Raw genomic sequence first — 20,228 nt, forward strand, 5'->3', positions numbered from 1 at the left:
TAATCGGGGTTCGTGTCCGTCTGATGACATCGACTGATGCTCACTATCGCTGCCTTTTTCGATTGTGCGACCACGCCTAAAACGGCGTTACATATATTATACGATACGTCACATCGCCGTCATACGCTCCTACTAGGGGCGGCGCAGACCAAAGTTATTCCCCATTTTCAGGTGTTGCATGAACAGATTTGATCGTTCTGCCGAGGACGTGCGTCCGATGTCCGGCGTGCTCGCTTTGCGCGGCAGTGCCGCAGGTCTGGCGATTGCAATTGCCACGTTGGCCCTGCCGTCTGCCGCCTATGCAAAGGGTGCCGATGCACCATCCGCGCAAGCCCAGGCGCAGGGGATCGTCGTCGGCAAGTCCGACGAGGTCAAGAATGCTGCCGGTGAGGAGATCGTCGTCACCGGACACGCGTCGAAGAAAGCGGAAATCGAGTCGACGGGCACGACCAGCGTTCTGTCGAGCGCCGACCTCCAGCGCCAACCCAATGTCAGCGTCGTCGATGCGATGGCACGACTGCCCGGTATCTCAATCGCACCGACCGACTTTTTCGGCACGCCCTCGTCCGGCAATCACGGCGGCCTCGACGGCGCGGCGCGGGGTGGCGCGAGCTTCGTCTATCTTCGCGGGCTGAGCGGTTCGTACAACGTCAATCTCGTCAACGGCGCGAACGCGGCGCAGGGCATGCCGTATTCGCGCCAGATCCAGCTCGATCTGTTGCCCCCGGTCGGCATCGCCGCGGTGGTCGTCAACAAGACGTCGACGGCGGACATGGATGGCGACGCGATCGGTGGCACGATCGACTTCCGCACGCCGTCCGCCTTCGACTTCGACAAAAAGACGCATGTCGGTCTCTATCTGCAGGGTGGCCTGAGCCAATACGCGCTCGACTATCACACGCCGGCCGGGACGGGGATGGTGCAGGCCGAAGTCTCGCACCGCTTCGGCAACGACGAGCAGTTCGGCGTCTATGCATCGGGCTATTACGGCAAGCGGTATTTCGCGTCGACGATGGTCGACTTCCAGGCAGGCCAATGGGAATTCGCGGTCTCGCAAGGCGAGCAGGGCAGCAATCCCGACGGATTTTCCAAGAAGGACAATCTGCTGCTGACCAGCACCAATGCCCAGTTCAGCGAGGGCAATCAGGTGCGCTATGGCGGCGCACTCGGGTTCGACTGGCATCTGGGCGCCACGAAACTCTACGCGCGCGGCACCTATGCGGTCTCGAACATCGAACAGAACATCTATCAGAAAAGCATCCAGGCCGACCGCTATTCGGCCGCGGTCGTGCGTCCCGATGGTCTTTACCAGAATGCCGAGAGCGACGGCGAATATCACGCGTGGTTCGAAACGGCGCCGGCGCAATCCACGCTCGCTTCCGGAGTCATCGGCGGTACGACCGATGCAGGTCGCCTGACGCTCGGCTACAGCGGCTTCTGGAGCTGGGGCAAAAGCGCGGCACCGGACCATTCGGAGGTGACCTACCAGACGTTCGCGGGCAACCAGTTGAACGGCCCCTTCGCGGCCTCCTATCGCAACGGATATCCTCTGCCCCTGCTCAGCACTGCGCAGCTCGCCCGTTTCAACAACAATGCGCTGTACGGCGTCGAACAGGACAGCGGCGAGTTCACCAACTCGCGCAGCACCGCCTCCAAGCTCGGCGGACGCTTCGATGCGACCTACAAGATCGGGTCGTGGCTGGAATCGCTGACCGCCGGCGTCAAGGTCGTGCACAGTACGCGCGACAGCTTCTCGCGCGACTACAGCAATCTGAACTTCCTGCCCGCCGGCCAGACACTGAACGCCAGCCCGTTCGCGCGGGGCGAGGAGTCGTCGATCGATCGGGAATACTATCCGTACACCTTCGTACGAGGAGATGGCGCCGCGCTTACCGCCGCCGCGCGTAACGCCGCAGCGGCCACGACGCTGTCCGCCAACGACTTCAATCGGAACACGCTGTCGGGGCATGAAAACGTCTATGCGGGGTACGCGCTCGCCAAGATCGTCAGCAACGCGCTCGAGGTCCAGCCGGGCCTCCGGTTCGAGCATACGGATATCAACAACATCTTCTGGAATTCCGTCAGCGTCGACGGCACCTCGGGATCGGCGCTACAGGAAGGCTTCAAGTCCAGCAGGACCCACTACGACATTCTCCTCCCGAGCCTTCACGCCAACTACCGTTCGGGCGAGGAGAACGTCATTCGCGGTGCGGTCTGGCGCAGCTACACGCGCCCGGCGTTCTTCCAGCTTGCCGGCGGAAGCCAGACGAGCGTGAACTCGGACGGCACGATCAGCGTGACCGAGGGCAACCCGGACCTGAAGGCCGTCAAATCCTGGAATTTCGACGCCAGCATCGAACACCAGCATCGCGGTTTCAGCGCCTCCGTCGCCGGCTATTACAAGGCGTTGAGCGATTATCTCTACGATCGGGGCACCGACTTCCGCGCCTCGCAGATCGCGGTCGATGGCCTTCAGTCGGTGTCCAAGCCGGTCAACGGCGGAACCGCAGGCCTTTACGGCGTGGAAGTCGCTGCACGCTACCAGCTGGTGGAGTTGCCGGGCTGGGAATCCGGGTTCGGCATATCCGGAAACATGACGCTGCAGCATTCCTGGGCGCATCTGAACGACGCGTCGACCGACAAGTCGCAGCCGATGCAGGGGGCACCCGAACGGCTCTACAACGCGTCGCTATTCTACGAAAAGGGCGGCCTCTCCGCGAACGTATCGTACCGCTACAACGGCCCGTTGATCGCGGCGTACCGGTTCGGCACGTTTGGTGGCAAGGCGCTGAACGACACGCAGCGCGCGACCAGCAGCGTCGACACGACGGTCGGCTACAGCGTCAACAGCGATCTGAAAATCGCGGGTGCGGTGTCGAACATCTTCGATAATATCAGCTATTATCGCACGGTCGGCCCGGACAGCTATCAGGTTCCGCAGATCGTCCGCTGGGGCCGGACCTTCACGATGACGCTCACGGCAGGTTTCTAGCCGCGTTTCCCGACACCTGCCGATCTCATCGATCGGCAAGGTACTCCCACGACCGACCCAGGAGACGCCGAAATGCGGGTGCCCTCAGCCATTCTTGCAGCGACCGCGATACTCGGTCTTTCCGCCGTTGCCCTGGCGCAAGGCGTCGTCGAACGCCCCGAAGGCGAGGAGCCGCTCGTCTATCTGGCGAAAGGCGCGTTCGATATCCTCGCGGTGCTTCCGCCTGCGCCGCAGCGGGACGACCCGCGCTGGCAGGCGGATCGCGCGATCTTCCGCCAGACGCGTGCGTTGGTCGGCTCGCCGCGCTGGCGACTGGCTACCAACGACGTAAAGCTCGGCACCGGCGACATGATGCGCGATTTCAGTTGTGCGATGGGGGTCGAGCTCACGCCCGCCAACGCACCACTGACCGCGCGCCTGATCGAGAAAGCCGGTTCCGACACGGCGCGCAACACCGGCATCGCGAAGTCATTCTACAAGCGACAGCGCCCCTATCTGATCGACAAGGGCGCGGTATGCCAGCCGGTTGGCGAATTGCAGGGAAGTTACGACTATCCGTCGGGGCATACCACGGCGGGGTGGACGTGGGCGACCTTGCTGGCACAACTCGCACCCGACCGCGCGACCGCCATCCTCGCACGCGGTCGCGCGTTCGGGGAAAGCCGCATCGTCTGTGGCGCGCACAACGCCAGTGCCGTGGAAGCCGGCCGATTGTCGGCGAGTGCCACGTTGACCGCGCTGGCGTCGTCGCCCGCGTTCCAGGCGGATCTCGCGGCCGCGCGGACCGAGCTATCGGCGCTACGGCAATCCCCAGCCGCTGCCCGTTCGGGGGTTGCCGGCTGTGCCGCCGAACGGGCGCTGATCGCCCAGCCCATTCTAGGTTAGACGCCTATTCGGGTCGGGTGAGTCCCCGTGGTTCACCGGGTAAAGACATGTGGCGACAGTCGAAATGCTAGAGCAATCGAGCGCGAGCGCAGCGCACGGTAAGACCGTCTGAACGCCCGCCACGCGCAAACTACGCGCACGCTGGGTAGGGCGTGTCGTTGTCCCCGTTATCTTTCCAGCGGCTCGGACGCGGCCCGCTGACCGGCGTCACGGGGCGACAGCCTTATGTAATTTTCGTACGCCCTGCCGCCATCCAGTGAAAATATTACAAATTCACTCGTGTTCCTGACACCGATTGTGTCATTTCCGTCACTATGTCGCGCTGTTCGTCACACGCCAGCATTGCGGCTTTACATGACAGATACGTTACCTCATTTCTTTCCCCATAGTCCTGACCGGCCGCGCGGCGGCGGTTTGGACACATCGTTTCGGACGGATCGTCAAAGCGACCGTTCGGGGCCACTGGGGGAAATTATTTCATGATCTCGACATATCGTTCGACCTCGAAGGCGATCCTTCTCGCCGCCGCTACGCCGCTGGCATTCATTCTTTCGACGGCCGCCGGTTTCGCACAGGATGCGACCACCGCCACCGACGCGTCGGCAACCGCGCCGGCTCCCGCGACGATCGCGCCGCAGGATACCAAGGCCGAGCCGGCCGATGCGACCGGTCAGGAGATCGTCGTCACCGGTTCGCTGTTCCGCCGGACCGACACCGAGACGCCGTCGCCGGTCACCGTGCTGACCACGCAGACGCTGCAGCGCGCGGGTATCACCAACATCAACGACGCGGTGCGCTCGATCTCCGCAGATGGCGCCGGCTCGATCTCGACCGGCTTCCAGAACGGCTTTTCGGCTGGCGGCGCTGCTGTGTCGTTGCGCGGTCTCGGCGTCTCGTCGACGCTGGTGCTGATCGACGGGCTGCGCTCGACCAACTTCCCGCTCAACGATGACGGCCACAACGCCTATGTCGATCTGAACTCGATCCCGTTCAGCGCGGTCGAGCGGGTCGAAGTGCTCAAGGACGGCGCGTCGTCGAGCTATGGCGCCGACGCGATCGGCGGCGTCGTCAACATCATCATGAAAAAGCACGTCGTCGGCGTGTCGGGCACCGCCGAGGGCGGCATTTCCGAACTCGGCGACGGTGGACGTTACCGCGCCAACCTGACCGCGGGTATCGGCGACTATGACCGCCAGGGGTTCAACTTCTACGTCAACGGCGAGTATCAGAAGGACACCGCGATCTCGGTCAGCGATCGCAAGTTTCCGTTCAACACGCTCGACCTCAGTTCGATCGGCGGTGCGGACGGCAATCCGAACGACAACGCACTTCCGCAGAATACCATCAACGCGATCGTTCGCCGTTCCACGCAGACCGACCTGAACAATCCGTTTGCCGGCGGTGCCGCCGCAACGGGCACTTACACCTCCTTGAACCTCAACTGCGCCAACGGAACCTATACGGTCGCCGGCGCGGCTGGCGGCACCGCATGCAAGCACGACAACACGAACGAGTATACACAAGTCCAGCCAGCCCAGGAGCGGTACGCGTTCTCAGGGCGTCTGAGCTTAAAGGTTGCCGACAATATCGAAGGTTATGTCTCGGGCAGCTATTCGCACAACCAGGTCGTGACCAAGACGCGTCCACCATTGTCGATCCGCCAGACGCAGCCCTATGGCGCATCGCCGACGCTCGCATCGAACAATCCAGGTATCGTCCTGCCGGTGTATATTTGCTCGGCGGGCGTCAATTGCGTCACGGCAGCCGACCGCCAACTCAACCCGAACAACCCATATGCAACTGCCTTTGCCAACGATCCCAGCAATGGTGCAGCCCGCATTTATTACCTGTTCGGCGATCTGCCTGCGAGCCAGATCCGCACCAACGAAGTCATCCGCGGCGCCGCTGGTCTGCGCGGCAGCTTCGACGGCGGCTGGAACTGGCAGGTCGACGCGGTCGGCGCGAAGGACAACCTGAACATCGACTCGCTCGGCGTGGTCAACATCGCCGGGCTCAAGCAGGCGATCAACACCGGCGCATACAATTTCGTCAATCCGTCGTTGAACAGCCAGGCAACGCGTGATCTCGTCGCGCCGCGCTATTCGGTGGGCTCGCACACGTCGCTCGCCTCGCTCGATGCGTCGGTCAGCAAGGCTCTGTTCGATTTGCCCGGCGGCCCGCTTCAGGTCGCCGTCGGTGGTCAGATCCGTCATGAGGTCGAGGAAAACAACAGTCTTAACGCGAACCTCGATCGCTATGCCAACACGTCGGCGGCATTCGGGTCGCACACCGTGACGGCCGGCTATTTCGAAATCAACGCGCCGGTGCTGAGTACGCTCGAGATCAACGGTTCGGGCCGCTACGATCATTACTCGGAAGGCTTCAGCAATTTCTCGCCGAAGATCGGTGCGAAGTTCACGCCGATCAAGCAGATCGCAGTCCGCGGTACCTATTCGAAGGGCTTCCGCGCACCGACGTTCGCCGAGAATAACGCACGGTCGAGCTATGCCGGGTTCGTCAACTCGACGCCGCCGTGCAGCTTCATCCTGGAACATGGCGGCTCGGGGACGCTCACGTCGTGCAGCGCCAACGGCAATCCCTATAATCTGGCGTATAACGTGGGTTCGGGCTTTTCTGGCAACCCGGACCTGAAGCCAGAAAAGTCGCGCAGCTTCACCGGCGGCATCGTCGTCGAGCCGACCCCGTGGTTCAGCTTCACGGTCGACTACTACAACATCAAGAAGACCAACGTAATCGTCACCGGGCCGCAGACCGCGGACGCGCGCGCTGCCTATTTCGCCGGTACCCCGCTTCCGACCGGCTATTCGGTCGCCGCAGTCGACTCGATCGATCCGCTGTTCCCGAACGCGCGGCCCCGCGTGCTCATCATCAACGCACCGTACGTCAACGCGGCGAGCCAGATGGTGTCGGGCATCGATCTGGGGGCGAACGTCAACGTGCCGCTCGGCGGTGAGGCGCGCTTCATCAGCCGGATCGACGTGACTCGCCTGTTCAAGTACAACGTCGACAACGGTAACGGCGTCGTCCAGAAATTTGCCGGAACGCTTGGACCGTACGAGCTGTCATCGGGTGCGGGCACGCCGCGGATCCGCGGCAATTGGCAGAACACGCTGCAGTTCGGAGCGTTCTCGCTGACCGCGACGACCTATTACGTGTCGCGGATCAAGGCGGTCGCGGCGGATGAAATCGACGCCGACGATAATGGCAACATCGACCTGAGCTGCGCGAACAACCTGTACGGGACGGGCGACAAGTTCTGCTACATCAAGCGGTTCATCTATGCCGATCTGAACGTGTCGGTCGAAGTGAACGACAAGTTCTCGTTCAACTTCAACGTCGGCAACTTCACCAACGAGAAGGCACCGGTCGCGCCGGCGTCGTATTCGGGGACCAACTACCTGCCGACCTGGCATTATGCCGGTGTCATCGGTCGTACGTTCCGCGCTGGGGCGAACTTCAAGTTCTAACCCTCGCCGACAGAGACGAAGAAAGGCGGCCTTCTCGCGAGGGCCGCCTTTCTGTTTGGATGGTGGGCGATACGTTGCGCGGCAGCGGACCCGTCGTCGATACGCCCCGCCTGTAGCGCTACAGGCGGACTGGCGTGATTAGTTCGTAGTTTCCTTGCGGGCACCGACGATCATCCGGCGCGCGATCCGGCGAACGCCCTCATCGTCCTTGGTATCGTCGGTGGCCGGATCGCCGAGGTGATCCAGGCTGTCTTCCATGAAGTCGAGCAGCCCGGGATGCTGCGCCTCGACATATTCCATCAGCTTGAACAGAAGGTGCTCGGTCGCGATCTCGCGCTGGCGGGCGCTTACGGCGGTGGCGTCGGTCATTGTCATCTCCCTCAGATGGAAGCGAAAACGCGTCCGATGCGATAAGGAGCCAGACCGTCGGACTTACGCTCGAATGATCGAGCGATCGCCCGAACTTACCGCCTCGACTGTAGGGAGCTTGATTGATCGGCGGTAGCCGGCACGCCAGCCGCATCGGCCGCGGCCGCGCGGCGTTCGGCACGCGCGTGTTCGCGGAGGAAGTCGCCAACGCCGCGATCGGTGCTGCACAGGCGGTCCCAGTGCCGGAAATACAGGCCATAGTTGCACGCATAGAGCTCGTGATGCCTCTGGTGATGGCTGGCGGTGATCAGCCAGCCGCCAAGCCGTCCCGACCACATGAACTTCGGAAAGATCTCCCAGCCCATGTGGTTGGTGACGCCCATGACCGTCATGATCGTCAGCACGACGGCCAGCCCGCTGATGTGGATCGGCACGAAGAAGACCAGCAACGGGATCACGATCGCGCCGGTTAGCGCCTCGATCGGATGGAACGCCATCGCTGCCCACGCGGTGGGCGGTCGGCTGGCATGATGCAGCGCGTGGGCGAGCTTGAACGGCGCAGGCCGGTGCATCCAGCGATGCGTCCAGTAGAACCACGCGTCGTGGAGCAGCAGATAGAGCAGCACCGAGACCGGCCAATACCAGAGCGGATACGCGTGGATGTCCGCATAGACGCGGGTCCAGCCGCGATGTTGCCAGCCCCAGGCGACCACGCCGGCCGGGATGCCGTAGATCGCCGCCGAGGCGAGGCTCCAGACGATCTCGCGCCGGACCTGCGGGTCGAGGCCGAGATACAGACCCGGATGTTTCCGGCGCGTCGCCCAGGCGAACGCGCCCGAGACCGCGAGATAGCGAACGCCAACGATCACGGTCATCGCGATCGCGGACAGCAGAATGGCCAGCATCATAGCGCGCGTCGTGCCGGTTCGGGGTGGCCGGTGCGCACCGTCAGGGCGCGACGTCGAGCGGGCAGGCCCCACCACGGCGTACCGGGCGACAGGTGATGTTCGTGATGATAGCCGCCGAAATGAAAGCACGTCAGCAGCGACAGCAGAGGCGGGATCTTGGCGCTGTGCGCGTGGTGATGATCGGCAAACGGCTCGTCCCGCTCGTGGTGCGGCAGCCAGGTGCCGAACACGAACAGTTGCAACACCGCGCCGAGTGCGGGCACCGCCCAGAATACGACGATATTCCCCAGCGGCGCGCCCAGTACGAGCGTGTAGACCAACGCGACGAGCGTGATGCGGACGATCTGCCCGTGCGAATAATAGGTGCGGAAGAACTGCCCGAACCACCCCAGCAAGCTCGGATCACCTCCATGGAAATCCGGATCGCTCGCGGTGCCGGCATGGCGATGATGCAGATGATGTTGCGGCAACAAGGTCGCATAGGACAGGCAGGCGTACAGCGAGAGACAGGTCGCGCCGGTCAGGCGGTTGAGCCGCGGATAGCCGGGCGCCAGCGCGCCGTGCATCGAGTCATGCGCGACGATGAAGAGGCCGGTGCTGAGCCAGGTCTGCACGACCACCATCACGACGGCGATCGGCACGGCGGCCAGACTCCACCGCCAGAAGAAGATTCCGGTGATGTGGATCGCGAGCCACACCGCGACGATCGCCGCCGCGAGCGACAAGCCGATCCACGCCTGACGCCGAGCCGCAACGCCGCGCGAGGCCGCGGGCAAAGGCGATGCTGCGCTCACTGATCCGCCGCTACCGACCGGGCCGCCACCGACGAGGGAGCCTCCGGCCGTGCGACGCGTCGCTGGGGATCGGCATTGGCGCGCAACTGCGCCTTCAGCACGGCCGGCTTGCGCGCAAACAGGAACCCGTGGCTGACCGTGCCGTCCTTGCCCTCTACCGCGTGGTGGAGACGATGCGCCTGGAGCAGACGCTTGAAATAGCCCTGCTTGGGTACCCAGCGGAACCCGCCGCGCTGATGCACCAGCATGTCGTGGACGAACGCGTAGATCCCGCCATAGACGGTGATGCCGAGTGCGGCCCACCATAACGGTTCCCACCAGAGGCCCACGGTGAACAGCACGATCGGGACGATCGCGAACACGATCGCATAATAGTCGTTCTTCTCGAACCAGCCGTCCTGCTCCTCGTGGTGCGACTTGTGCCAGCCCCAGCCCCAGCCGTGCATCACGTATTTGTGCGTCGCCCACGCGAAGCACTCCATGAACAGCACCATGACGGCGACGATCGCGAGTTTCTCGAGCCAGGACATCAGCGTGTGGCCCCCTGGTCGGCCGATCGATGCGACGATTTCATCATGTGCCCCATATACGCGCTAAGGCGTTGCGATGCGAGGCATTGCGCCGAGAATATCGGTTTCCGGCCGAGGACGGCGAGCGGTCGTCGTCGAAGTGGCGAGCCGCAAGTCGAGTTCCTGATGCGGCGGACAGTTGGCGGCATCTGGTATTGCTACCGCCTTGTCACAAAAACGATACCAAAGACTATCATAGATCAGCCCAGCTTTTCGCTCGGTGGGAAATGATGATGACCCGTATTTTCGTGTCGCGCGTGGCCTTGGCCACCGCGCTCTCTAGTAGCGCGCTCGTCGCACAGCCCGCTTTTGCGCAGACCGCGACAACACCCACAATTCCCGCAGCCGACCAAGGTGGCGGAGATACGAACGGCGACGACATCGTCGTTACCGGCCGCGCCGGTACCGAAGGCCAGCGCAAGGTCGAGACGAGCTACGCCATCTCGACGATCTCCGACCGCGATCTCCGACTGCGCGCGCCGGTCGGGGTGGCCGAAGCGCTGAAGCAGGTGCCGGGGTTCTATACCACGCCGACCTCGGGCGAGGTCAGTGCGGGCGTCCGCGTCCGCGGTATCCCGAGCGACGGCTTCCAGACCGTCGCGCTGCTCGAGGACGGCATCCCGATCCAGGGCGATCCGGGGCTGGGCTGGCTCAACGGCGACCAGTCGCTGCGGATCGACCAGACCGTCGAGCGGATCGAGGTCGTGCGCGGCGGACCATCGGCGATCTTCTACTCGAACGCCCCTGGTGCGGCGATCAACTTCATCTCGCGGCGCGGCGGCGATACGCTCGAGGGGCTGATCCGCTACGAAGGATCGAGCTACAATTCGAACCGCGTCGACGGCTGGCTCGGTGGCCCGATCGGCAACACTGGCTGGCATTTCTTCACCGGGGGCTATTACCGGCTGTCCGACGGCCAGCATCATTCGGGGTTCAGGCAAGACCAGGGCGGCCAGATCCGCGCCACGCTGTCGCGCGATTTCGATCGCGGATCGGTGTCGTTCGGCGTCAAGCGGATCGACGAGCGCGTCGGTTATTGGGGTGGCGGCATCTACACCACTAACGCGGACGGCGACGTCGTCAGCGTTCCCGGCCTCGACAATCGTAAGGACAATATCGCCGGCCCGGACACGCAACATCTGACGTTCCGGACCCCTACTGGACCGATCGCATTCGACAATGCGGTCGGCAGCACGGTCCGCCTGACCCAACTCAGCCTGCAAGCCGAATACAAGCTGACCGACACGATCAAGATCCAGCAGAACACGCGCTACCGTGACAGCTTCACGCAGCGCAACAGTATCACGCCGTACAATGTATCGCCGGCGCAAACCTTCCTGAACGCGAATTACGGCAAGACGATCAACGCCTCGGCGGGGCAGACGCTCGGAATGTTCTACCGCGACACTGGCAATGCGTTCGATATTGCCAACCAGAACGGCAACGGGCTCGCGCTGGTCGATCTCGCGCGGACGCATACGGTGCCGCTGAGCGAGTTCATCAACGACACGCGCATCGTCGGCAAGCTCGACCTGCTCGGCCATCACGATCTCGCCATCGGTTTCTATTATGCGCGCGAGAACGAGCGATATGGCGCAAACACCGCGTCGGTGCTGACCGACGTCAAGAACCATGCGGACCTGCTCGACGTGTACCGGCTCGACGCCAGCGGCAACAAGCTCGCGTCGCTGACCGAAGGCGGCATCGTCGGCTACGGCGCCGAGTTCGCCAACGCCAACGGCATTTCGGACAACGTCGCGGTGTATGCGAGCGACGAGTGGCAGATCACGCCGAAGCTGCGGTTCGACGGCGGCGTCCGTTACGAACGGATCAAGACAAGCGGTGCGGTCGAGGGCGCGCAACAGGTCAATCTGGGCCAGAGCCCGACGCTCGCCGACGACTCGGTCGGGACAGGCACGGGCGTCTTCACGCCGTTCTCGCGCAGATATGACGGGTTCGCCTGGACGGCGGGCGCCAATTATCAGCTCCACCCCTATGTCGGCGCGTTCGTGCGCTACACCGACACGTTCCGGCTGCCCGCGGTCTCCAACTTCATCACCAATGCGGGCGCGACGCCTGTAGTGCAGACGCTCAACATGCTGGAGGGCGGCATCAAATACTCGCGCGGCCCGGTCGATTTCTATGCGACCGGTTTCCGCACGGTCTACAACAGCTACCAGATCAGCGATTTCCGCACGCTTGCCAACGGCCTGCTGTCGCCGGTCACGGTGTACGGCGACACGATCACCAAGGGCGTCGAGCTGGAGGCGACGATCCGCCCGATAGCGTGGTTCGACCTGCACGGATCCTGGACCTACCAGGACTCACGCTTCTCCGATTTCGTCTACACCAACAGCGCGGGCGTGCTCACCGACTATTCGCATCACCGCCTGAACGGCATCCCCGAGAACATTTTTCGCGTGACCCCCGGCGTGACGCTGTTCGGCGACACGCTCCGTGTCCAGGCCGACGTCAATTATTCCGGCCAGCTCTATACCGACGTCGCCAACAAGATCAGCCTGCCATCCTATGTCAGCGTCGACCTGCAGGCGCAGGTCAACGTCACGCCCAAGCTCCAGCTCCAGTTGATCGCGCAGAACATCACCAACACGCTCGGCCTGACCAATGGTAATCCCCGCGCGGGGACGATCGACAGCAGCGAAGCGGGGCAGGCGGTCTTCATCGGCAGCTCGCTGTACCAGCGCAACGTCCGCGCCGCTGTCAGCTACCGCTTCTAAGCCGGAAGGATACCCATCATGCTCGATCGTCTCGCGCTCGTCGCGCTCCTGTTTGTATCCTCCTCGGCAGACGCGGCGGCACCTGTCGCAGCCGATCCGAAAATCCCGCCGGTTGCCAGCCTGACGGAGGGCCAGTGGCTGAAGGGCGATCTCCATCTGCACTCGCGGCACAGCACCGATTCGAGCAACAACCCCGAAGCGAAGATCATCCGCTTCGCCGAAAACGCCGGGTTCGATTATCTCGCGATCACCGACCACGACAATCACGTCCACGGCGATGTCGCGCACAACACCTGGTCAGACCCCGAGTTCAGGTCGAAGTCGGTGATCCTGCTGTACGGCGCGGAGTGGACGACGGTGCGCGGCCACGGCAACGTCTTTTCGGCCAAGCCGTACGACCACCAGCGCCTGTTCGACGTCGAGGATCAGCGCGATGCGAAGATCCTCGCGGTCAAGAAATCGCTCGGTATCCATCTGTCGGCCAACCATCCGAGCGGCAAGGATCATTTCGGCTTCTCCTACGACATGGTCGACTCGATCGAAGTCTGGAACTCCGCGGTCTGGCCGACGAACCTCAACGCGATGATGATCTGGGACGACATGCTCCGATCGGGTCGCAAGCTGACCGGGCGAGGCGGCAGCGATTCGCACCACGGCATTCCCGATACCGCTGCACAAACCGTGTCCAACAGCATCCAGGCGACCGCCAATTATGTCGGCACGCCGACGACCTGGGTCTTCGCCAGGACGCGCACCGCGCAGGGCGTGATCGATGCGCTCGGCAACGGGCGGGTTTCGGTCAGCGCCAACCCCGACGACCCGCGCGTCGAGCTGATGGCCGACCGCGATGGCGACGGCCGGATGGACATGATGATGGGCGACAACGCCGCGTCAACCGGCAAGCCGGTGACGTTTCAGGTCAAGCTCGTCGGTGGCGGCATCAAGGGCGCGGCGTACAAGATCAAGGTGGTCAAGGACGGCGAGGATTTCGGCGCCTACACCAGCAATCCGGCGACCGGATCGGCGACCTTCACCGACACGCCGCCGCTCCACGGTCGCACCTATTACCGCGTCACCGTCGAAGGCCCGCAGACGCCCTATCCGCAGGTGCCCAATTCGATGGCGCTCAGCGGCAACATGGTCGCGCTGTCGAACCCGATCTTCTTTAACTTCGACCCGAAATTCTAGCGCGGGGTGACGGCCGCAACCCGATCGGGGACGAAGCGACCGCGATCAGGTGATCCAACTCCGCACGCAGGTCGCCGACCACGTCGCCTGGGGCTGTCGCACGACGCAGATCAGCCCGTATCCGAAGGACCCCTGTTCGCGAAAAGACACTTCGACGAGCGCGAGACGTCCGGTTTTTGCGAAAATCGGAGCCGTGAATGTCACGTACCTGGCGTGGCCCTCTTCGTCGGTTGCCGCGCCACGCGTCCCCTTCCATTCACATGCAGGCTTGAAGCTGGGCACCGCATAGGCCGTCGCATTGCCCGCCATATCCTCGAATTCTTGCGAAGACAGCGAGAGCGAAGCCTTGAAGTCGGGCGTCCAGCTCTGGACGGACAGGATGCGGGAATCAGCCTGTACATCCGGGGGATACGCTGTCGATCGCGAGTTTGTCGTGGCGGTATAGGCCGCCTGTAGAACGTCGCAGGTTCGCGCCGCCGATGCGAATGTCGTCGTGACAGGCGGTGAGCCGGCTGTCATCGGTCCGAGAAGTCCGACCGTCAGTGCCGCCATGATCAATAGCATCGGTTTCAAGGCTCCCTGGCGTCTGGGTACACTGTTCTAACCTATGTACCACGACGGCTCGGCCAGTGGCCAGTCGATCACCGCCGGTAACCATTCACGGGCGACCGGCGGTAATCCCGCTTTTACATCTTCATCGTCAGGCTGAACTGGAACACGCGGCCGGTATTCATGTAGCCGCCGTTGCGATCGTTCGAGATGTAGCGTTCCGACTTGCCGACCGTTGCCCAATAGGTGTGCTGGTCGAGCAGGTTGCGCGCCGCCACGCCGATCTCGAGGTTTTCGGTGGCGGCGAAGGCGAGGCCGAAGTTCATCTCGCCGATCGGCTGGACGTAGATGTCGGGCTGGCTGTCCTGCACGCTCGCGAGGAAACGACCGGTGTAGTTGTACGACAGGTTGGTGCGGAACTGGCCGGCGGCATAGAAGATCTCGGCATTGTAGATCAGGTTCGGCGCCTGCGGCAGGGTCGATTTCCGGATGTCGGTCGCCGAGATCTGATAGTTCGCTTCGGTGTGCTGGTACGTGATGTTGCCGCCGACCCCGAAATTACCGAGGAATTTCGACGCCAGCATGTCGCCGATCGTGAAGCGGCCCGATGCCTCGATACCGCGTGCGTTGCCGTCGCGGCCGTTGGCGGGTTGGATCGTCGTCACCGATCCGACGGTATCGCCGATCGAGCGCGTGCCGGTCGGCACGAGGATGTTCTTGAGCGTCTTGTAATAGAGCGCGACCTGGAGATAGCGACCGACGCCGCCATAATATTCCACGCCCGCGTCGTAGCTCCACGCCTCGACCGGTTTCAGGTTCGGGTTGGGCCGGGTGACGGTGATGTTGCCGCTGGAATCGGCCTCGCTCCGCTGGGTCGGTCCGGCGAGCTGGTCGAAGGCCGGACGCGCATAGCTCGATCGCACCGCGCCGCGCACGACGAACCGCGCGTCGGGCTTCCACGCCGCCAGCAGGCTGGGGTCGAGATGGTCGTAGTCGCGTCCGGCATCGACGAAATTGCCGCCGACGCCGTTCGCGTTGGTCGAGAAATACCGCGCCCGGAAGCTGTTGTCCTCATACCGCAGCCCCGGCATCACCTCCAGCGTCCCGATCGTCAGCGTCGCCGTCGCATAGGCCGCCTTGCGCTTCTCGTTGCCCTTCAGCAGGCCCTGGTTGATCACCGTCGGTGAGACTAGCGACTGGTTCACATACTGGCTGACCTGGGAATCGAGCTGGCTGCGGTCGAGGACCTTGATCCCGCGCGACGGATAATAATCGAGGAAGTCGGTCAGCACATGGCCGTTATACTGGTTGATCGTCGGCCCCTGCACGGTCCCGTTCTGGAGCGGCGTCAGGAAGCGGTAGCGCGTGATGTCGGGCGCGAGCGAGCGACCGTCGCGATCCGAATCCTCGTACAGCCCGCCGATCGCGACGTTGGTCAACACGCCGGTGCCGTCCCAGCCGATGCTGCCCTTCACGGTCTTCTTGACCTCCGACAGATAGTCGTAGCCCTGCTGGATGTAGAGCTGGCTCGGCCGGTCGAGTGACGAGACATAGGCGCTCGCCCCCGACGACAGCACCGGTCGCGGCGATTTGGGATTGGACAGGTCGACGACGACACCCTGCGTCGCGGCGCCGGTGTTGTTCGCCGCGCCGTTATAGGCGATCCCGCGGAACGCCGCCTCGATCCGCTGCGGCTGATCGAAGCGGCCGTCGGCATAGGCGCCTTCGAGCGAGGCGGTGAAGCCGTTCCAATGAGCCTTGCCGCCGATCTGCGCGGAGAACAGCTCCTGCTCGACGTCCTCGGTGCGGAAATAGCTGGCCGGGTTGATGCCGAGCGGGGTGTAGACGCCCGCGGCGTTGTACGCCTGCGTCGTGCCGCCGCCGGTCAGGGTGCGGACCGGGTTGGAGTTGGTCTGGCCGCGCGTCAGTTCGTTGCGCAGCCCGGTCTGGTTCATCGTGTTGGTATTGAGATAGGTCGCGTAGTTGACGCGCGCGAACAGTTCGACCGGGTCGCCGTGATAGTCGAGCGAGCCGGTCGCGCCGTAGCGCTTGATCTCGTTGTTGTAGAAATTCCACTGGACGCCGTCGGCGGACAGCGCGTCGCCGTTGGCGCGGGGCGTGCCGACGTCGAAGGCGGTGGTCTTGTAGTCGTTCTGCACCGCGGTCGATTCGGCGGCGTTGGCGCGCTCCTCGTAATAGCCTGCGACATAGACGCCGAACTGATGGTCGCTGCCGAAACGCCGCGCGGCGTCTATGCCGACCGCGCCGCCGAAACCCTTCTGCTTGCGGTCGAGCGCGAGCTGCGCGCCCTGCGCCAGCACGCGGGCGCGCGTGAAGTCGGTCGAGAAGTCGAACGCGGTCGGCGTCCGCAGGTCGATGATGCCTGCGATCGAGTCCGAATCCTTGGCCGCCCCGGGAGTCTTGTCGACCGCGATCGCGCCGACCGCGAACGGCGAGAACAGGTTGAGCGAGATCGCGCGCGAGCTGCCGGCGACCTGCGGCAGGCGCAGGCCGTCGAGCGTGTAGGCGTTGTAACCGGTGTCGAACCCGCGGATCGAGACATATTGCGCTTCGCCGGTGGCGCTCTGGTTGCGGCCCTGGTCGCGGCTTACCGAGATGCCGGGCAGCTGCTTGGCAAGATCCGCGATCCCGGTCTGCGAATGGATCGCGACGTCGCCGGTGGTGACGATGTCGATGACGCCGACCGCGTCATGCTCCTCGGCGAGCGCGGTTTGCTGACGGCGGCCGTTGACGACGATGTCGCCCGTTATCGCCTCGCTGACGGTCTCCTTCGGCAGCGTGTCGTCGGTCGTCGTGGCGGCCGGGCTGGTCTGCGCGAACGCGGCCGTGCCGGGGACGACGACGATCGCGGCGGCCAGAGCCCCGCCGGCGACATGGGTCAAAAGGGCAAGCGCGCGCGATCGCTGCCGGCGTACCGGCATCGGGAGTGTCGTGTTCATGGTTTCCCCCCTGGGATGGTTGGGCGGACTGACACGTCCGTTGGCCGGGCAGCTAGGACCGATTTGATACCGTTTTATGACAGGATCGTATAATTGTATGTGATCTGTTTCTTTTGACGCTACGGAACGAGCGGTTGCGCGACGACGATCAGCCGCGCCTATCCGCCGCTGATCGAACACTGCAATATCCGATGCCGGTCGATCGAAAGCGGTTATAGTGACCCGATGACACCCACGACCGACACCTTGGCAGACCTTGGCTGGACCGCACATTTCAACGATCAGATTTCGGACGAGGAGGCACAGCACTGCCATCCGGTCCGCGTGATGGCGGTCCATCGCGGCAAGATCGCGGTCGCGGGCGAGGGATCGCGCGACTTCGTCTCGCCTTATATCCCCGGCGCGCAGCCGACCGACGACCACCCGACCGTCGGCGACTGGCTGCTGTTCGACGACGCGATGGGGCATCCGATCCGCGTGCTGCACCGGATCAACCTGTTCAAGCGACGCTCGCCGGCCGATCCGCGCAAGGACCAGATGATCGCCGCGAACGTCGATACGGTCTTCATCGTCGCGTCGTGCAACCAGGATTTCAGCGTCGCGCGGCTGGAGCGGTATCTGGTGCTGGCGCGCGAGGTCGGCGTGCAGCCGGTCGTGGTGCTGACCAAGTCCGACCTGACCGATACGCCGGAGACGTTCGCAGCGGCGGCGCGCGCGATCGAACCGGGTCTGCTGGTCGAGACGGTCAATGGCCGCGACCCGGCCGACGTCGCGCGTCTCGCGGCGTGGTGCGGTCCGGGCAAGACCGTGGCGTTTCTCGGATCGTCGGGCGTCGGCAAGTCGACGCTCGTCAATACGTTGCGCGGCTCCGACAGCATCGCGACGCAGGCGATCCGCGCCATCGACGGCACCGGTCGCCACACCACGACGGTGCGCGAGATGCATCGGCTCGAACAGGGCGGGTGGCTGCTCGATTTGCCGGGGATGCGCGAGCTGCAACTGTCCGAGGCGGCCTCGGGCATCGCCGAGGTCTTCGACGATTTCACGCTGGTTGCGCAAGATTGCCGCTTCTCGGACTGTTCGCACCGCGTCGAACCGGGTTGCGCGATCCAGGCGGCGATCGCTGCGGGGACGCTGACCCCGGAGCGGTTCGACCGCTGGCGCAGGCTCGCGGCGGAGGAAAAGGGACCGGTGTCGACCGGCGGTCGGCGGCGGTCCTAAGCGTGCGTCATGCCAAGGTTAGGCGTGTTCCGGTCTCTACCGCTACGCCGATGCCGTGACCAACGATACCAACCCTCGGTCCGGTCCCGCGCTGCATTTCGTGGGGTTTCGGGGAGATGAATATCTCCGCGCGATCCGTATCTTCGGGCCGCCGGACTTCATCCATGTCGGCTGGGACAGCTGGGCCAAGCTGGACGTGGCGGCTGGCGACGTCGTGGTGTTCGCACGCGGCACCTTCGACGATCCGCCGTCCGCTTACAGTTTTCCGGATATCTACGAAGCGCCGGACGATCAGTCCGCCTGACAGGCTTACTTGCGCTTCCGCTTGACCGGGGTGCTTCCGCACGAAAATTTCGCGCGTAACGCGTTGCGCACGACGAAGGATGGCGCATCGGTCCATTGCTCGTCGTGCATCCGCAGGTATCGCCGGACCGACGCGACGGTATCCAGCGTCGAGGCGCTCGCGGGTTTCGGACAGATCTGGCGCGCCTGCGACAGCGTGTCGAACGCACCGATGATATAGCCGGTGCAGAAGGTGGCGGCAGGATCGGTATCCTTGCCGCGACAGTCGCTGACCAGCTGCTCGGTCGTCAGCGAACTGACCACGACGGGCGCCTTCGACGCGGCGAGTGCGGCAATCATCATCAGGATCATGCGGTTCTTCTCTTCGGTCGAGCGGGTGTAACGGTCATGCAGCGGGCTCGCTCTGCGTCGCGCCGTCGAGATACGGCAGCAGGCGGAGGCGCGGGAATACCTCGTCCAGCGTCTTCGTGTCCGGCAGGATGTAGACCACGCCGCCCGCCTTCTTGAACAGCGGGCTGAGCTTGCGCGTGTAGAAGGGCGTGCCGACGTTGACGCAGCCGAACGAGATCCGGTTGTCGTCGGGCGACGGCGATAGGAGCCGCTGGACGCGCTTCTCCTTCTTGTTCGTCGTGATGACCGCGTGGATCGCGACGGAATTGGCGTAGTCCACCCAGAGCACGCGCTCATGGCCGAACGCGCGACCGAACTTGGCGACATACCGACCAGCGGGCGTCGTGCGTTCGGCGGGGCCGATGTCTTCGAGCTTCTTGGCCCCGACCCCCGGGGTCGAATCGTCGCCGATGCCGATGCCGAGCAGCACGGGCGTCTGTCCGAGCAACGTGCCGTCTGCCTTGAACAGATAGAGCAAAGCGGCCGGCTTATCGATGACGATATAGGGGAGGGTGGCGTTGTCCTGCGCCGCCTTGACCCACGCCATCACCCGAGATGCGGATTCTGTCGGAATGGGAGCGGGCACCGGGGGAGCAACGCTCGCGACCTTCCGTTTTGAAGGTGGGCGTTTTGCAGATGCGCCCTTTCCAGACGCGCCTTTTACCGACGGGCGCTTGGCGGGCCCGGTTTTCGCGTTCGCAGCTCTCTTGGCAGGTCGAGTGCTGGCGTCGGCGGTCTGGGCATTCGCGAGGCAAGGTGCCGCCGCAAGCGACACCAATGCGGCGACCCGAAACGCAAAAGAAAACGGCTCTAACGCCATCGTTCGAAGATTGATCATTCGACGATTTAGCAGAGCCGTTTTCCGTTACAAGTG

The 20,228-nt window shown here is 63.8% G+C and carries 15 protein-coding genes; 7 read left to right on the top strand and 8 right to left on the bottom strand.

The features are described from left to right. Positions 1-178: 178 nt before the first annotated feature. From C8J44_RS00980 to C8J44_RS00990, 3 genes are all read left to right on the top strand, one after another. A complete protein-coding gene (locus tag C8J44_RS00980; RefSeq protein ID WP_121903009.1) occupies positions 179-2,992 on the top strand; it encodes a TonB-dependent receptor in 2,814 nt (937 codons plus the stop codon). A 72-nt stretch (positions 2,993-3,064) separates the two neighbouring features. Continuing rightward, a complete protein-coding gene (locus C8J44_RS00985; RefSeq protein WP_121903010.1) occupies positions 3,065-3,877 on the top strand; it encodes a phosphatase PAP2 family protein in 813 nt (270 codons plus the stop codon). Between the two features lie 479 nt (positions 3,878-4,356). Next, on the top strand, positions 4,357-7,365 hold the full coding sequence (locus tag C8J44_RS00990) for a TonB-dependent receptor domain-containing protein (RefSeq protein ID WP_121903011.1): 3,009 nt from the start codon (positions 4,357-4,359) through the stop codon (positions 7,363-7,365). Positions 7,366-7,503: 138 nt separating this feature from the next. Here the strand turns inward: C8J44_RS00990 and C8J44_RS00995 are convergent, their stop codons facing one another. The 4 genes from C8J44_RS00995 to C8J44_RS01010 all read right to left on the bottom strand — a co-directional run bounded on the left by C8J44_RS00995 (position 7,504) and on the right by C8J44_RS01010 (position 9,966). Continuing rightward, the gene (locus C8J44_RS00995) at positions 7,504-7,734 is read right to left on the bottom strand and encodes a hypothetical protein (RefSeq protein ID WP_121903012.1); all 231 of its coding nucleotides are present in this window, start codon (positions 7,732-7,734) and stop codon (positions 7,504-7,506) included. A 95-nt stretch (positions 7,735-7,829) separates the two neighbouring features. After that, positions 7,830-8,642: a sterol desaturase family protein gene (locus C8J44_RS01000; protein ID WP_121903013.1), complete on the bottom strand. Its 813-nt coding sequence runs from the start codon at positions 8,640-8,642 to the stop codon at positions 7,830-7,832. After that, on the bottom strand, positions 8,639-9,436 hold the full coding sequence (locus C8J44_RS01005; protein ID WP_259466647.1) for a fatty acid desaturase: 798 nt from the start codon (positions 9,434-9,436) through the stop codon (positions 8,639-8,641). The genes C8J44_RS01000 and C8J44_RS01005 overlap by 4 nt, the downstream gene beginning before the upstream one ends. Beyond that, positions 9,433-9,966, bottom strand: coding sequence for a sterol desaturase family protein (locus tag C8J44_RS01010; RefSeq protein ID WP_121903014.1), 534 nt, complete (start codon positions 9,964-9,966; stop codon positions 9,433-9,435). The genes C8J44_RS01005 and C8J44_RS01010 overlap by 4 nt, the downstream gene beginning before the upstream one ends. A 272-nt stretch (positions 9,967-10,238) precedes the next feature. Between C8J44_RS01010 and C8J44_RS01015 the strand changes: the two genes are divergently transcribed. Continuing rightward, entirely contained in the window at positions 10,239-12,743 is a 2,505-nt protein-coding gene (locus C8J44_RS01015) for a TonB-dependent receptor (RefSeq protein WP_183128663.1), read from the top strand. Positions 12,744-12,761: 18 nt separating this feature from the next. Beyond that, positions 12,762-13,931, top strand: coding sequence for a CehA/McbA family metallohydrolase (locus tag C8J44_RS01020; RefSeq protein ID WP_121903016.1), 1,170 nt, complete (start codon positions 12,762-12,764; stop codon positions 13,929-13,931). A 45-nt stretch (positions 13,932-13,976) separates the two neighbouring features. Here the strand turns inward: C8J44_RS01020 and C8J44_RS01025 are convergent, their stop codons facing one another. Both C8J44_RS01025 and C8J44_RS01030 read right to left on the bottom strand, forming a co-directional pair. Further along, positions 13,977-14,483: a hypothetical protein gene (locus C8J44_RS01025; RefSeq protein ID WP_121903017.1), complete on the bottom strand. Its 507-nt coding sequence runs from the start codon at positions 14,481-14,483 to the stop codon at positions 13,977-13,979. Positions 14,484-14,617: 134 nt separating this feature from the next. Then, positions 14,618-17,440: a TonB-dependent receptor gene (locus tag C8J44_RS01030; protein ID WP_183128664.1), complete on the bottom strand. Its 2,823-nt coding sequence runs from the start codon at positions 17,438-17,440 to the stop codon at positions 14,618-14,620. A gap of 225 nt (positions 17,441-17,665) precedes the next feature. Here C8J44_RS01030 and rsgA point away from each other — a divergent pair, with 225 nt between their 5' ends. Both rsgA and C8J44_RS01035 read left to right on the top strand, forming a co-directional pair. After that, positions 17,666-18,661, top strand: coding sequence for a ribosome small subunit-dependent GTPase A (rsgA, locus tag C8J44_RS18095; protein WP_147453106.1), 996 nt, complete (start codon positions 17,666-17,668; stop codon positions 18,659-18,661). A gap of 55 nt (positions 18,662-18,716) precedes the next feature. Beyond that, positions 18,717-18,965 (top strand): hypothetical protein, encoded by a 249-nt coding sequence (locus C8J44_RS01035; protein WP_259466648.1) that lies wholly within the window; start codon positions 18,717-18,719, stop codon positions 18,963-18,965. Between the two features lie 5 nt (positions 18,966-18,970). On the opposite strand, the gene C8J44_RS01040 is transcribed toward C8J44_RS01035, so the two are convergent. Further along, a complete protein-coding gene (locus C8J44_RS01040; protein WP_183128665.1) occupies positions 18,971-19,315 on the bottom strand; it encodes a Rap1a/Tai family immunity protein in 345 nt (114 codons plus the stop codon). A gap of 34 nt (positions 19,316-19,349) precedes the next feature. Then, the gene (locus tag C8J44_RS01045) at positions 19,350-19,901 is read right to left on the bottom strand and encodes a L,D-transpeptidase (protein ID WP_259466649.1); all 552 of its coding nucleotides are present in this window, start codon (positions 19,899-19,901) and stop codon (positions 19,350-19,352) included. Between the last annotated feature and the right edge of the window lie 327 nt (positions 19,902-20,228).

The sequence above is a fragment of the Sphingomonas sp. PP-CE-3A-406 genome (assembly GCF_003688625.1).
Taxonomy (GTDB): domain Bacteria; phylum Pseudomonadota; class Alphaproteobacteria; order Sphingomonadales; family Sphingomonadaceae; genus Sphingomonas.